Origin of the sequence: Bifidobacterium canis (genome assembly GCF_009727065.1) — a bacterium.
In the GTDB taxonomy this organism is placed as follows: Bacteria; Actinomycetota; Actinomycetes; order Actinomycetales; family Bifidobacteriaceae; genus Bifidobacterium; species Bifidobacterium canis.
On the sequence record NZ_WNLP01000009.1, the window covers coordinates 68,138 to 80,914 of the forward strand.

General features: G+C 57.8%; 9 protein-coding genes. 6 read left to right on the plus strand and 3 right to left on the minus strand.

Annotated features, from left to right (window positions below; genetic code table 11):
• Positions 1 to 5 precede the first annotated feature (5 nt).
• The 6 genes from GSD1FS_RS07980 to GSD1FS_RS08005 all read left to right on the plus strand — a co-directional run bounded on the left by GSD1FS_RS07980 (position 6) and on the right by GSD1FS_RS08005 (position 10,173).
• On the plus strand, positions 6 to 1,796 hold the full coding sequence (locus GSD1FS_RS07980; protein ID WP_155589136.1) for an ABC transporter ATP-binding protein: 1,791 nt from the start codon (positions 6 to 8) through the stop codon (positions 1,794 to 1,796).
• 400 nt (positions 1,797 to 2,196) lie between these two features.
• Positions 2,197 to 4,545, plus strand: a complete 2,349-nt coding sequence (locus GSD1FS_RS07985; protein ID WP_155589137.1) for a beta-L-arabinopyranosidase — start codon at positions 2,197 to 2,199, stop codon at positions 4,543 to 4,545.
• A 378-nt stretch (positions 4,546 to 4,923) separates the two neighbouring features.
• Entirely contained in the window at positions 4,924 to 5,880 is a 957-nt protein-coding gene (locus GSD1FS_RS07990) for a TatD family hydrolase (protein WP_155589138.1), read from the plus strand.
• A 220-nt stretch (positions 5,881 to 6,100) separates the two neighbouring features.
• Positions 6,101 to 8,293 carry a KUP/HAK/KT family potassium transporter gene (locus GSD1FS_RS07995; protein WP_155589139.1) on the plus strand — a complete coding sequence of 731 codons (2,193 nt, stop codon included), beginning with the start codon at positions 6,101 to 6,103 and terminating at the stop codon, positions 8,291 to 8,293.
• A gap of 178 nt (positions 8,294 to 8,471) precedes the next feature.
• Positions 8,472 to 9,350, plus strand: coding sequence for a class II glutamine amidotransferase (locus tag GSD1FS_RS08000; protein ID WP_155589140.1), 879 nt, complete (start codon positions 8,472 to 8,474; stop codon positions 9,348 to 9,350).
• Between the two features lie 43 nt (positions 9,351 to 9,393).
• On the plus strand, positions 9,394 to 10,173 hold the full coding sequence (locus GSD1FS_RS08005) for an HD domain-containing protein (RefSeq protein WP_155589141.1): 780 nt from the start codon (positions 9,394 to 9,396) through the stop codon (positions 10,171 to 10,173).
• Between the two features lie 109 nt (positions 10,174 to 10,282).
• Here the strand turns inward: GSD1FS_RS08005 and GSD1FS_RS09990 are convergent, their stop codons facing one another.
• The 3 genes from GSD1FS_RS09990 to GSD1FS_RS08015 are packed head-to-tail and all read right to left on the minus strand — an operon-like array spanning position 10,283 to position 12,733.
• Positions 10,283 to 10,450 (minus strand): hypothetical protein, encoded by a 168-nt coding sequence (locus tag GSD1FS_RS09990; RefSeq protein ID WP_246166133.1) that lies wholly within the window; start codon positions 10,448 to 10,450, stop codon positions 10,283 to 10,285.
• The gene (locus tag GSD1FS_RS08010) at positions 10,447 to 11,391 is read right to left on the minus strand and encodes an ATP-binding cassette domain-containing protein (RefSeq protein ID WP_246166135.1); all 945 of its coding nucleotides are present in this window, start codon (positions 11,389 to 11,391) and stop codon (positions 10,447 to 10,449) included. The genes GSD1FS_RS09990 and GSD1FS_RS08010 overlap by 4 nt, the downstream gene beginning before the upstream one ends.
• A gap of 1 nt (position 11,392) precedes the next feature.
• Positions 11,393 to 12,733 carry an ABC transporter permease gene (locus GSD1FS_RS08015; protein ID WP_155589142.1) on the minus strand — a complete coding sequence of 447 codons (1,341 nt, stop codon included), beginning with the start codon at positions 12,731 to 12,733 and terminating at the stop codon, positions 11,393 to 11,395.
• Positions 12,734 to 12,777 lie beyond the last annotated feature (44 nt).

Genomic DNA, 12,777 nt, shown 5'->3' on the forward strand with positions numbered 1-12,777 from the left:
GCATCATGGCACAACGCAACACTTACCGCGAAGACGAGGAACTCGAAGAGACCATCAACTTTCACGACCTGTGGCGCATCGGCAAATACTTGCGCCCGCACGGTTGGAAGCTGGCGAAAATCGCATGCGTCGTCATTCTGATGAGCTGCATCACCGTTGCCGTACCATATTTGACGAAAGTCGTGATCGACGACGTGCTGCCGCACAAGAACTACACGCTGCTCGTCTGGCTCACCGTCATCATGCTCGTGCTGAGCATCCTCTACGAGTTCGCACTGCGCTACCGCACACTGGAGATCACGCGCGTCGGCCAGTTGATTTTGAAAGACATGCGTCGCGATCTGTTCACGCATATTCAGACGCTGCCGTTCAGCTACTTCGACTCACGCCCGCATGGCAAGATTCTGATTCGCGTGGTCAACTATGTGAACACGTTGTCTGACACACTGAGTTCTGGTCTGATCAACGTGATTGCCGACGTGTTCACGTTCATCATCACTCTGGTCGTCATGTTCGTGATCGACTGGAAGCTCGCGCTGTGGAGTCTGCTGCTGTTCCCATTGCTGATCGTCGTCGTGCGCGTGCTACAGCATTTCCAGCGCCGCGCATATCAGGATCTTTCCAACAAGCAGAGCAACCTCAACGCTTACATTCACGAGTCGATCGCCGGCGTGAAGACCACACAAACGTTCGCGCGCGAGCATGAGCAATACGAGACGTTCCAGCATCTGCAAGACGAGCAGCGCACGTCGTGGATGCGTGCCGTGCACATTCAGTTCCTGCTGTGGCCGAGCATGCAGATCATTTCGATGACCACGATGGCATTGATCTATTACGTCGGCATCATGCACGTCGCCGGCGTCACCGCCACCACCGGTACGCTGATCGCGTTCGTTGGGTATGCCAACAACTTCTGGAATCCTGTCATCAACATCGGCAACTTCTACAACCAGCTCATCACCTGCTCCGCCTATCTCGAGCGCATCTTTGAAACGCTCGACGTCAAACCGGAGATCGTCGATTCACCGGATGCGAAGCCGTTGCCGCCGATCCGCGGGGACGTGCGGTTCGACGACGTCGTGTTCCGCTATGAACCGGATGGCCGCAACATTCTCGATCACGTGAACCTGCACGCCACCCCAGGGCAGACGATCGCGCTCGTCGGACCGACCGGCGCGGGCAAGACCACGATCGTCAACCTGCTCTCCCGCTTCTACGATGTGGCAAGCGGTGCGGTGCTGGTCGATGGGCATGACGTGCGCGGCGTGACGCTTGACTCGTTGCGCTCGCAGATGGGAGTCATGCTGCAAGACACGTTCATCTTCTCCGGCACTATTCGCGACAATATCCGCTACGGCAAGCTCGACGCCACCGATGCCGAAATCGAAGCGGCTGCGAAGGCCGTGCACGCGCACGAGTTCATCGAGGAATTGCCGAACGGGTACGACACGGTGGTGGAAGAGCGTGGTTCCACGCTCTCGATGGGCCAACGCCAGCTCATCGCGTTTGCACGCGTGCTGCTCGCCGACCCGAAGATCCTGATTCTCGACGAGGCGACGAGCAACATCGACACCCGCACCGAGGAAGCGTTGCAGGCCGCGTTGCAACATATGCTCGTCGGCCGCACGAGCTTCATCATCGCCCATCGTTTGAGCACGATCGAGAATGCAGACATGATCTGCGTCGTCGATCACGGGCAGATCGTCGAGCGCGGCACACATGCCGAACTCATGGAAAAGCGTGGCGAATACTGGCGTCTCGTCGAATCGCAGTACGCGATGATCTCCGCCGAATAATCCGTGCGCCTCCGCCGAATAATCCGTGCGCCGAATATGGAATATGCGCACATGCGCATGCTTCGCCGTGCAATAATACTTGCAGTGCCTAATGGTGTGCACGATGCCGGCGAACAGGAGAGCGTTATGCGAAACACAACAATGCGCCGTCGAAAACGTGCCACAATATGCGCTGGTGTCCGCTGAGTCGCGGACGAGCCAGCGCATATGCATAGGCGCATACGAGATATGTGCCTAGCTATGTCAAGTAGTTTTTGCCCGTCGTTTTGCTCCAACAATTGAGTGCCCGCTATTTGTTTGGCATCTGATTACCATAACCGCTTAAGTGATCGGTATCACTCGCTAATATGCAACATCTGGATTGTGTTGAAAGCGTACAGGCACAGTGAAAGGAATCGTGATGCTTGAGAATAGCCATTCCAGTGTTTTGGACGCGCTGACGGCTCCGCAGAACAAGGTGTTGCCAGATTCGAACGGGCGCATCGTGTGGGGCAATGGCATTGTCACGCTGGTGTTTGCGGTGAACGAGAACAAGCCGGTGACGATGATCGGCATGTCTGGCCGCGGTATGCCGCAGGTGGATGCGAACATCGCCGGCGAGCCGGATGCCCAGCCAATCGTCGAGCTGCGTTCGTCGCTCGACGGCGGCGGCGATAATCGTTTGAAACTCGCCGTTTCTGCGGCGGGACTCAAACTGAGGTTCGTGTGCGCCTACATGCTTGACATGCTCGATGATAAGCGGCGTCCGATGACGTTGTTGGCGATTGTGCAGCGTGACGCGAAGGGCGAAGGTCCGTTGGTGACGAGCGTGTTCGAATCCGATGCGGGAACAAGCGCGGTACGCACATACACCCGCCTGAAAAGCGATGAGCCGTATCCGGTTGAAGCGGTGTCGTCGATGAATGCGACGTTGCCGATGGAAGCCGCGAAGTTCAGCACGTCGGAGGCGCAGATCTATTGGGGTGAGAGTTCGTGGGATTTGGAGAACGCGTGGCAAAGCGCGCCACTTCGTGCCACGACGTTGCACGACCGCAATCAGAAGATCAATCCAGGAATGTCTTCGGCACGCCTTGCTCGCCGCTCCACGTCCACATGGTCCACAGGCGAATTCGAGCCGATGGGCATCGTGGAAAGCGGTGGGCGCTCAGGTGAGCTCGGTGAATTCTCGTTCGCTTGGCAGATCGAGCACAATGGTGCTTGGGAGTGGGAGATCGGCGAAGACGATCCCGGTTTGCGCGTGAGTGCATATGGCCCGGAATACGACGATCACCAATGGTTCACGATGCTCGGCTCTTCCGACGCGTTCTGCTCGGTGCCGGTGTCGTTCGTGATCTGTGCTGGCGATTGGCAGCAAGCGGTCGCCGAGATGACGGTGCAACGCCGTAGCCTATACCGCGCCAAGGCGTTGCAAATGGGGCGCCTCGACGCCGCGCAGAAGTCTCGCGGGCTCATCATCTACAACGACTACATGAACACGCTGTGGGGAGACCCGCGCATCGAGAAGGAACTGCCGCTTGTCGAAGGTGCCGCCAAAGTCGGCGCCGACATCTTCTGCATCGACGCCGGCTGGTACGACAGCGAAGATGGCGGCTGGTGGGATATGGTCGGTGAGTGGGAACCGTCGAATAACCGTTTCGGCAACGTTCGCTTCGCTGGCTTGGTGCACGATATTCAGTCGCACGGCATGGGTGTTGGACTCTGGCTCGAGCCAGAGGTTATCGGTGTGCGCTCGCCATTGGCCAAGGAGCTGCCGGATTCGGCGTTCTTCTGCCGCCACGGGCATAGGATCGCTGATCAGGGACGCTACCATCTCGATTTCCGTTCCCCAGAGGCTCGTGCACATGCCACTGCAACGGTGGATCGTTTGATCGACGAATTCGATGTGCGCTATTTCAAATTCGACTACAACACGACGCCTGGTGCTGGCACGGATGTAAACACCGATTCCATCGGTGAAGGATTGCTTGAACACTGCCGCGCCGTGCAAAGCTGGATCGAAGAGATTCGCGCAAAGCACCCAGATGTGATGATTGAAAACTGTGGTTCCGGCGCTATGCGAGCCGACTACGCGATGCTCTCCCGCCTCGATATTCAATCGACTTCCGACCAGTCGGATCCGGTGGTGTATGCGGCGATCGCGGCTGGCGCAGGCATGAGCGTACTGCCGGAACAGCAGGGCAACTGGGCGTATGCGCAGCAGGAGATGGACGATGAGACGGCTGCATTCACACTGTCTGCCGGCATTCTCGGACGCCTGTATCTGTCAGGATTCATCAATCGCATGGACGATCAGCGTTTGGAGCTGGTTCGTGACGCGATGGCATTGCACCGCGAAGTGCTGGCGGAACAGCACAACCTCGTTCCGTGGTGGCCATATGAGCTTCCGGATTTCAACGGCCCGTGGATCGCCTACGGATTGCGTCATGCTCCGGAAGTCACCGGCGAGAATGTGCGCGAATCGTTGCAGAAAGTCGACTATTTGACGATTTGGCGTCGTAGCGGCGTCGACTCGCTGTATTTGGCTCTGGGGCAAGGTGCGCATATCAGGCAGGTGTTCCCCGACCCGAACAAGCCGGAAAGCGCTCCTGACGCAAAGCCTTGGAAAATCGAGCAAGTCGATCCTGAAACGGTGCGCATTGAAGCTGCCAACGGCAAAGAGCCGTCTGCTCGCGTATTCGCAGTCACCTATGGCCCTGAGCCCACCGGTGCAACCGACGTCGATGCCGTGCATACTCCAGAAGGCCGCTGACCAAGCTTTTCACTGACAAGCTGTTCATCGACCCCAGCCTTCCGTGATCAAGCCTTTTGGCACAGCATTCGTCCAGAACATCAAAACCACTGGCGGAAACAGCAAATCGGATGTAGTTTTGCCGTTTCCGCCAGTGGTTTTGCTGTTTCTACCTGTTTTAGCCTATAGAGTGTGCATAAACGGCAAAACCCTCGGAGAAAACGGCGAAACCGCCTTGCTTTTGCCGTTCTGACCAGTGGTTTTGACGTTTTGCGCTATGTGAGGCGTGATAGCTATGTAAGGCGTGATAGGTGTGTATGAGCGGCAAAACCATCGGTAAAAACAGCAAATGCACCAGACGTCAATAGCAGCGAGGGAGTGCCGGGTAGACTGGCGAGCATGAGCAAGAAGCATCGTAATCGCAATTGGGCTCCACTGCCTCCGGCATTGCCTGCCGACGCACACGTGATCGACGACCACACGCATGTGGCATCGGTGGTGCCGTTTTCGGAGGCCTTGAGCCATGAGGCCGTGGAGAAAGGGCAGGATCCCGTTCCCGTCTACAGCGTCGATGAGCTGCTGAACCAAGCGGCAAGCGTCGGTGTGGAGGGTGTGATTGACTGTGGTTGTGAACTGCCTCATTTGATGACGGCCATCGACATGGCGCGAGAACACCCCGATCGCGTGCATGCAGCCATCGCCATTCACCCGAATGAGGCGGTGCTGCATGGCCATAGAGGTGCTCCGGGGCCTGATGGGTTGCCGGTGCGCTACAAGCCATGGCACGACATCCCGTTCGATACGGCGATGGAAGAGGTGCACAGGCTTGCCGTCACCTACCCAAAGCAAGTGGTGGCGATCGGAGAAACCGGCATGGACCTGTTCCGCACCGGAAAGAGCGCCAAAGAGCTGCAACGCCAAGCATTCCGAGACCACATCGCTCTCGCCAAGGAACTCGACCTGCCGATGCAGATCCACGACCGCGACGCACACCAAGAGGTGATCGACACATTGCTCGCCGACGGTGCCCCGCGAAAAACGGTGTTCCATAGCTATTCCGGCGACGCCGAAATGGGTGAGATCGCCAAGAAGAACGGTTGGTATCTGTCGCTTTCCGGAGCATCGAGCTACAAAGGCAACGCGGGCATTCTTGAATCGGCGCGCATTGTCGGCCTTGATCACGTGATGGTGGAAACTGATGCGCCGTATTTGACGCCGATGCCGTACAGAGGTCGTCCGAATGCTCCGATGATGATCCCTTACACGCTTGCTGCCCTTGCAGATTACTTGGATATGCCTATCGAAACGGTGGCAAAAGCCACTCGGAGCACCACGCATGAGGTCTATGGAATCTGAATGTCAACCTCTCGCATCCCAATCATCCCAATGGTTTTCGAGTAACAGTGCGATTGCAATGTGAAGATATAGTGGATGGGCTCTACTTTCGTCGCAGTATATGCTTAGAGTAAATCCGGCCAATCGCGCGGACTGCTATTCACTAGTGTGGCAGTTTGCGCCATTTTCTTATACGGTGCGCGAATAGCGCACCTTGTTTTTGAAAGGCATGGGAAAAGGTATGGCTGTGAACCCCGACGATAAGCGGGACGAGCCCCTGCTGAGAACTGCGGATAAATACACGCAGGCCCCCAAGGTCTCCCACAAGCTCCTCACGAAAGAGGAACGTCAGGCAATCATCCAAGCTGACGAACAAAAAAGGCAGGAAGAGCGCAAGCTCGAAGAACACCAAGGAACTGGGCCAATCGGCCACTGGTGGCACAAGATGCGCACCGGCCCGAACAAGGTCACGGCGGCCATGGCCATCGTGGCGCTGGGCGTGGTGTATGGCGACATCGGCACGTCGCCGCTCTACACGATGCAGACCTTCCTCACGGGGCAGGGTGGCGTGGCTCACGCCAACGAAACGGCTGTCATCGGCATGCTCTCACTCGTGTTCTGGACGATGACGCTCATCGTCACGATCGAATATGTGCTCATCTGCATGCGCGTAGACAACAAGGGTGAAGGTGGCATCTTCGCGCTCTACTCGTTGCTGCGCAAATACGGCAAATGGCTCATCGTGCCCGCAATGATCGGTGGCGCCGCCTTCCTCGCGGATTCGGTGCTCACGCCTGCCATGTCTATCAGCTCGGCTGTGGAAGGCTTGCAGACGTTGCCCGGTCTGGAATCAGTGTTCGAATCCAATCCGAACCTGACGCTCATGATCACCATCGTCATCATCATCGCCGTGTTCGCCGTGCAGTCGCGCGGCACCGAAAGCATCGGCAAGGTGTTTGGTTCGATGGTGCTCATCTGGTTCCTGTTCATCGGCATCGCCGGTGCCGTCAGCATGTCGCACAACCTGGAAGTGTTGCGCGCGTTGAACCCGGTGTATGGCATCCAGTTCCTGTTCAGCGGTGACAATCGCGCGGGCATTGCGCTTATGGGCACGGTGTTCCTCGCGATCACCGGTGCTGAAGCGCTCTACTCCGACATGGGTCATGTGGGTCGTGGCAGCATCTATGTCACTTGGCCATTCATCAACGTAGCGCTCGTGCTTTCGTACTTCGGCCAGGGCGCGTGGATCATCCGCACACTCAAAAACCCAGCCTTCGTGCACGAGGGAAGCACTCCTAACCCGTTCTTCGCCATGCTCACGCCAGGCATGCGTTACGTGGCCGTGCTGCTGTCGGTCATGGCGGGCGTCATCGCATCGCAGGCACTGATCTCCGGCGCATTCACGATCGTCTCCGAGGCCACGCGCCTCAACTGGATGCCTCACCTGCAGGTGCGCTACCCGTCGCGTACGCGCGGGCAGCTCTACATTCCGACGATCAACGTCGTGCTGTGCTGCTCCACACTGATCGTGCTGCTACTGTTCCGCAACTCCGAGCATATCGCCGCCGCCTATGGCTTGGCGTTGACGATCACGATGATCATGACGTCGATTCTCGTCACCGTCTACTTGTGGCACAAGCGCAACAAGATCGCCGCGATCGTGTTCGCAGTCATCTTCCCGACGATCATGCTGATGTTCTTCATCGCATCGATGGCGAAGTTCCTGCACGGCGGCTGGTTCACGCTGTTGCTCGCGCTCGCCATTCTCACGGTCATGTATACGTGGGACGAGGGCACGAAGCTGGAACGCGCGCAGCGCCGTCACATGAGCCCGGAGGATTGCCTGCCGGTGCTGCAGCGCTTGCATGACGACGACACGATCCCGTATTATGCGGACAACATCGTGTATTTGACCTCAGATACCGAGATGAAGCGCATCGACACCGATATCTTCTTCTCGATATTCGCAAATCACCCGAAGCGTGCACGCGCATGGTGGGCAGTGTCTGTGGAGACTGCGGACGAGCCGTTCACACGCGAATACTCGGTGGAGACGCTCGGCACGGACTTCCTGTTCCGCGTGCGTATTCGCTTGGGATTCAAGGTGCGCACATCGGTGCCTGCATATTTGCATCAGATCATGCACGATCTGCTGCGCAGCGGTGAGCTGCCGTCACAGAAGACCTCATACCCGAAGGTCGACGCTGATCCTGAAATCGGCCCGATCCGCTACGTGCTCATCCACAAGGAACTGATGCCGGAATCGAAGGTGTCGTCGAAGGGCGCGATGGCTCTGCGCATCAAGTACGCGATCCGCCACGTGGCAGGTTCGCCGACCAAGTGGTTCGGCTTGGCGCCATATGATCCAGTGACTGAAGTGCAGCCGCTCTTCCTTGCCACCGTGCGCCCGCCGAGGTTGAAGCGCATCAATTAGTGCGCTCGAGTGCGCTAACGTCGCCTCGTAATGCAATTGCCCGCGAAATCCGCCGATTTCGCGGGCAATTGCATTACGAGGCGACAGTATGCGTAAATAACCCTCTATAAGAAACTCCGATAGCGAACTGCGAAACTCTCCGCGAGTGCAACGCATTCGCGCGCTAGACTCAACAACCATGTGCAGATTATTGGGATACGCGACCGCGAATGAGAACATCAGCCTTCGCGACGTGCTGGGTGCCGAGAACCTCGGCACCTTCCGCGAGCTGAGCGAAGTCCACAACGACGGTTGGGGCGCGGCTATGGTGCGCGAACCCGAGCAGACTGCGCATATCACGGATGGCGGTGCGCCGTCTCCTTCCACCGGCTCGGCGATCTACCGCAACACGATCGCCGCGCGATATGATTCGATGTTCGATGATATCGCAACGGTCGGTGTGCGCGGCGGCATCTGGCACTTGCGCTTGGCCAGCTCGAATCTGCCGCTTGTGCTCGAAAATCAGCAGCCGTTCTATGCGAGCGGCCTGAGCTTCATTCACAACGGCGACATCAGCGACGCGCAGGGGCGCAATATCACGACGAACCGCGCGTACCCGGTCGACCTGAGTCTCGTGCAGTCCACCGGCGGCCGCTCTGATTCGGCGATTTATTTCGCGATCGTGCTGCAATATTTGGGTTACGGGTATGAGCTCGAAGAAGCGCTCGCGCAGGCAGTGCGTGAGCTGCGCTCCGCATACCCGGACTCCAGCTACAACTGCATGATTCAAAGCCGCGACCAGCTGATCGTGCTCGAAGCGCACAACGACAGCGTGAGCCAGCGTGATCTGCAGGGCGTGACCAGCGTCTACGCACAATACGGTCGCGCCGACGAAGCCAAGGACTACCGCACGATTCGCTACCGTGCCATCACCGGAAGCAATGGCGAGCAGAAGGGCGTGCTCGCGGCAAGCAGCGGCTTCTCGCAGCCTGCCTCCGAAGGGTGGAACGATCTCGGCAACAACACGATGCTCGTGGCTTCGAACCGCACCGGCGCTTTCCGCATCCGTTCCATCTGACTCATCTACACAGACACGCGCTGCGCGGGGTAGAGTGGGGAACATGAGCGGAATAATTCCTACACGAGAACAAATCGACGAACTGCATCGCAAATGCGCGCAATCTGAAGCCGCATACGATCTGATTCACACGCATTGCGAGATTATCGCGACGATCACACGGCAGCTGATCCACCGCCAGAACGAACTGTTCATGCGTCGTGACACGCTTCCGCACGACGCGCTCGAGCGCACTGGCAACTACGCGGTTATAGCAGGCAAGCAGATGGGCGGCGAACAACCTGCCGATGAGCCCGCGCCAGTGCCGGCGACCGATGGCGTGATCGGAGGCATGATTCCGACGCGCATCATCGACGAGGAACTCGCCACACTGGGCGCGCTGCTGCACGACATCGGCACGTATAGCGTGCTCAAAGACGACGGTTCGCACGGCGAGCAGCTCACTTTTGACGGCCCACGCTACGTCGAGCACGGTTTGATCGGCTACGAATTATTGCTCAACGAAGGCTATGACGAGTCGATCGCCGAGTTCGCACGCAATCACACCGGTTGCGGATTGACGAAAGAAGACGTCATCGCGCAACATTTGCCGTTGCCACCGGCTGACTATGTGCCACGCAATCTCGAGCAGGAAGTGGTTATGGTGGCAGATAAATACCACAGCAAATCGGTGCCGCCGAAGTTCCTGACTGCTGCCAGTTACGCGCGCAAGGCCGCGCGCTTCGGCGCGGATAACGAGCAGCGCTGGATCGAACTGGTGCGCAAATACGGTGAACCAGATGTGCCCGCGCTCGCCAAGCAATACGACATGCGACTTGTGTAGTTCTGCGATGTTGACTGCAAACTGACGCATACAAGATAAGCAAATGCGGGGCAGGCTAGAACTCGGTAGTTCTAGCCTGCCCCGCATTACTCATGTTGAAATAAGTGATTTAGCGCAGATCGATGACGTTGTTGAAGTGTGCGGCAACATCGTCGTTCGTCGTCACGACGATGATTGAGCGCTGCTTGTTCTGCGTGCTCACCTGATCTTGCAGCAGGCCAAGGATCTGCTCGCTGTCTTCGTCGTTGAGATTCACCGTGAGATCGTCGACGATCACGTAGTCCGGATCGATGGCGATCGCACGCGCGATTTGAGACGAGCCTCGTCAACGGGATCGAGCTTGCCAGCCAAAGTCTTCTCGTCAGCCTCGGTGTTCTCACCGAAATGCACGGCATCAAGCAGATCTTTGGCAATGTCTTTCGTCGGCCTGAGGAACGTCTGACCGGAGGCATTCATCACATAGAGCAGATTGCCAAGCGCATTGAGATCGGCGCGCAACGAGAACTGCGGTGTGATCATGCCCAAGCGATGCCCGCGCAGCTGCTCCGCGTCCAAATCCGTGTATGGCGTGGTTTTCGTCATGACCTGGCCGCTGGTAGGCGCTATGAAACCACCCATCAGGGCGAGCAGAGCCGCATGCCTGCGCTGATCGGTGCTGTCGAGCACAACCGCATAGCATTCGCCGGCCTCGAAGCTCAGCGTCAGATCGTGCCAGATATGCTCTTTCGTTTTCCGGTCTGCCAGCGTCACATCGTGGAGCGACAGCATCGGGTAGGCGCGGAAAATCGACGCGGAAGCGACATCCGGCGCTTTGTCGCGGTGCTCGTCTTTGCGCAATGAGGCATCGAGGCTGTTCGCCACATGCACCACATCGGGAACCGGAATGCTGCTGTGTGCTTCCGCCTCATCGTCAGCGGTTTCGCTCTCACCGCTGCCCGCAGTGCTGTGTTCGGCGTCGGCAGCCGAGGCCTCGTCTACAACCGTTTCGGATTCCTCGCCATCGGAGTCGACGGTCACCGTGGCTTCTTCGATCGCATTGTCGCTATCGGCGTCATCGGTGAAGTCGACCACATATTCGAAGTTGGCGTGCTCAGCCGCCGTATCGACCGCATCGGTTGCGTTGGTTGCATCAGCAGCGTCAGTCGTGGCGTTCTCCGTGAGATCGGTGGAATCGACGGTGGAATCTTCGACGGAATCGTTGAATTCTTTGTTGGCCATGTCACTCCTCGGAGGTTGCGGAATCGGAAATGTATGGGGACTGGAACATGCGCATCGTGCGGAACGCAGCCACACGTATGCCAGCGATGGCGCTCAATGCGATGCAGGCGAGCGCGCCGATCCAGATGGCCTGCCAGATCAGGCCGCCGGTCGCATGAACGCTATGCTGTGCGTTGAGCGCACCAGCCAGCGGATTCGCGCATGTGGCGCCGATCGTGATGCCGATCGCCAATCCGATGAGCGTCGGGAACAGCGTTTCCAGCATGAACTGCCATGCGATGCGCCCCTTGGAGACGCCGACGAGCAAAGCCATGCCGATCTCGTTCGAACGTGGTAGCGCCGCCAAAAGCACCAAGCCGATCAACGCCAAAGCACCGCAGATCCACAGCACGATCATCACGATGCGTGTCGTTTCGCTCAATGTGTTCAGCGCCTCGATCGACTGCATGTAGTGCTTGATGGTAGGCGAAGACACTTCCATGCCCTTGGGCAGGTCGGCCTTCAGCGCAGCGGCGAACTTGTCGATGTCGCTGCGATTTTCGAAGGTGAACACGACGTTGAGGTCTGGAACCGACCAACCCTTGCCGTCAGTGGTGTCGAGCCCGTTGATGGCAAACGTGGTGTAGGTGGTGTAGAGCACGTTGTTGCGATTGTCTTTGGCGAATTTGGCGTCGTCGCCAAGCGCGTTGTCGGGATTCGACGTGTAGCGGTAGATGCCACACACCGTGTATTCATACGTGGTCTCTGAATCGGTCGGATTGCCGATCTTGATTGTGCTTCCCACCTTGAGATTATTTTTCTTCGCAAGTTCTTCGGAAACGAGCACATTCTGCGCCAGCGAATTCGAATAATCGAGTCCCTTGCCCTCGATCACCTTATAGGTGCCGTATTCGTTGACTTGCGCGGCCTCAGACGTGTAGAAACTCTGCAACGTGAGATTGCCGCCGGTTTTATCTTCGCTCGCTTTGCTCGTCGAATCAGTGGTGATCGCCTGAATCGATGCGCTCTGACGCACCGGAATCGACTCCGCCACCGTGTATTTGTATTGCACACCCTTCGTCTGCGCGGCGGAAGCAAGCTTGTCGTAATCACTCCACGACAAATAATGATCGGTCCAACTGGAGTCATCTCCCTGGCGAGTCTGCAGCAGCGAGCTGCTCGGGCGCACCACTGCGGTTGCCGACTGCTTGTCGAGCGTCTCCGTGCGCGCCTTCGTATTTTCGTGCACAACCGCGCCGCCGAACGTCGACCACATCGCCACGATCAAGCTGACAAGAAGAAGCAGCAAGCTGCGCCACGGGTGACGCCCCAGCTGCTTCCATGCTTGACTGAAGATGAACATATATTCCCCACAATCCAGTTCAGGCACTCCACAGTGCATTTATG

Coding starts and splice junctions, on each gene's coding strand:
- GSD1FS_RS07990 (WP_155589138.1), top strand. CDS start 4,924: ATGAGCAAGAAGCATCGTAATCGCAATTGGGCTCCACTGCCTCCGGCA.
- GSD1FS_RS08005 (WP_155589141.1), top strand. CDS start 9,394: ATGAGCGGAATAATTCCTACACGAGAACAAATCGACGAACTGCATCGC.
- GSD1FS_RS08015 (WP_155589142.1), bottom strand. CDS start 12,733: ATGTTCATCTTCAGTCAAGCATGGAAGCAGCTGGGGCGTCACCCGTGG.
- GSD1FS_RS07980 (WP_155589136.1), top strand. CDS start 6: ATGGCACAACGCAACACTTACCGCGAAGACGAGGAACTCGAAGAGACC.
- GSD1FS_RS07995 (WP_155589139.1), top strand. CDS start 6,101: ATGGCTGTGAACCCCGACGATAAGCGGGACGAGCCCCTGCTGAGAACT.
- GSD1FS_RS07985 (WP_155589137.1), top strand. CDS start 2,197: ATGCTTGAGAATAGCCATTCCAGTGTTTTGGACGCGCTGACGGCTCCG.
- GSD1FS_RS08010 (WP_246166135.1), bottom strand. CDS start 11,391: ATGGCCAACAAAGAATTCAACGATTCCGTCGAAGATTCCACCGTCGAT.
- GSD1FS_RS08000 (WP_155589140.1), top strand. CDS start 8,472: ATGTGCAGATTATTGGGATACGCGACCGCGAATGAGAACATCAGCCTT.